Source organism: Streptomyces solincola (assembly GCF_002982015.1).
Lineage (GTDB): Bacteria > Actinomycetota > Actinomycetes > Streptomycetales > Streptomycetaceae > Streptomyces > Streptomyces solincola.
The window spans coordinates 1-1,516 of sequence record NZ_PVLV01000300.1 but is presented as its reverse complement, the minus strand read 5'-3'; the positions used below and the strand labels follow the sequence as shown (position 1 = coordinate 1,516).

Here is a 1,516-nt window from a genome sequence, read left to right as displayed (position 1 = left end):
CCCCTGTCCGCTGCCCCTTCCCCCAGGCGTCAGGACACCACCGCCTCCTCGTCCTTCTCCCCCCGCCCACGGGAGCCGGCGCCCCGCACCTCCAGCTCGTCCAGCAGCTTCCGGGTGGCCTCGGCCACGTCCTCCACGGCCCGGTCGAACACCTCCCGGTTGTGCGCCGCCGGCGCCCGGAACCCGGACACCTTCCGCACGTACTGCAACGCGGCAGCCCTGATGTCGTCCTCGGTAGCCTCCGTCGGCAGCACGGGCGGACGGAGCGTCTTGATGCTTCTGCACATGCCCCCAGTGTGACGCGCCCCACTGACAACGCCCCCCGACCACGGCGAAGGCCCCCCGCCATGATCGGCGAGGGACCTTCGTACCCGGTGGGCGCGGACGGTTTCGAACCGCCGACATCTGCCTTGTAAGGGCAGCGCTCTACCCCTGAGCTACGCGCCCGGGAGGGAGGCAACAGCGTACATCGCTCCCGGGGCGATCCGGCAAACGCCTTCCGGGTGGGGCCAGAGGGGACGTGAGGGGGGTTAACCCCACCCCGAACTCGGTGGTTCGCCGTAGCGCGCGGACGACGGACGGCTCCGTAGGGTGAGGACAGTTCAGCAGTCAGCAGTCCGTCTCGGGGGGCATCATGGTCGGTCGTCGTGTCATCAGCAGGGCCGTCCGGCGTTCGCTGGTCGCGGCCGGGGGCGTGGCCGCGGGGGCGCTGGCCCTCACGGGATGCGCGTCCTCGGATCTGGAGTCGGCTCCGGTCGAGCGGAAGACCTTCGCCTTCGACGGCGACACGCTGGCCGTGCAGGCGGACGACTCGGAGGTGGTGCTGGTGTCCGCCGACGTCGGCGACGTGGAGGTGAGCCGGCAGGTCGACGGGTGGGGGGTGTTCGGCAGCGGGCCCGAGCCGGTGTGGCGACTGGAGGACGGCAAGCTGACGCTGGCGGTGGAGTGCGACGCGATGATCAGCGACTGCGCCGCCCGGCACGAGGTGAAGGTGCCGCACGGCGTGGCGGTCACCGTGGACGGGGACAACGGCGACCTGACGGCCGAGGGGTTCGGCCGGCCGCTGCGCATCACGTCGGACAACGGCACGGTGACCGTCCGGGACTCCGTCGGCGCCGTGGACGCGACCAGCAACAACGGGGACATACGCGTGGAGGGGAAGACCTCCGAGCAGGTCACCGCACGGGCCGAGAACGGTGACGTCCGCCTGGCACTGGACCACGCCCCCCGGAAGGTGGACCTGATCAACGACAACGGCGACGTGGTGATAGAGGTGCCGGGCGGCGGCGCCTACGCGGTGGACGCGCACAGCGACAACGGAGAGGTGCGGGTGGGCGTGCCCACCGACCCGGACAGCGCGCATGCGGTCCGCGTACGCACGGCGAACGGAGACGTCACCGTCCGCCCGGCAAGCTGACCTTGGCGCGCGGTGCGGGGAGGAGGCGCGCCGCGGGAGGGCGAGCGTGGAGAGACCGGAGCGGACAACGAGGAAGGGGACAGAGGGGGAGAGGGAGGG

At 71.9% G+C, this 1,516-nt stretch carries 2 protein-coding genes and 1 tRNA gene; 1 reads left to right on the top strand and 2 read right to left on the bottom strand.

Features of this window, described 5'->3' with window-relative positions; genetic code table 11:
- Positions 1 to 29: 29 nt before the first annotated feature.
- Together C6N75_RS19665 and C6N75_RS19660 are read right to left on the bottom strand one after the other, a co-directional pair.
- Positions 30 to 287 carry a DUF2277 domain-containing protein gene (locus C6N75_RS19665; RefSeq protein WP_105870226.1) on the bottom strand — a complete coding sequence of 86 codons (258 nt, stop codon included), beginning with the start codon at positions 285 to 287 and terminating at the stop codon, positions 30 to 32.
- Between the two features lie 88 nt (positions 288 to 375).
- A tRNA-Val gene (locus C6N75_RS19660) sits at positions 376 to 447 on the bottom strand.
- Between the two features lie 187 nt (positions 448 to 634).
- Here C6N75_RS19660 and C6N75_RS19655 point away from each other — a divergent pair.
- Entirely contained in the window at positions 635 to 1,417 is a 783-nt protein-coding gene (locus tag C6N75_RS19655; protein ID WP_105870225.1) for a DUF4097 family beta strand repeat-containing protein, read from the top strand.
- Positions 1,418 to 1,516 lie beyond the last annotated feature (99 nt).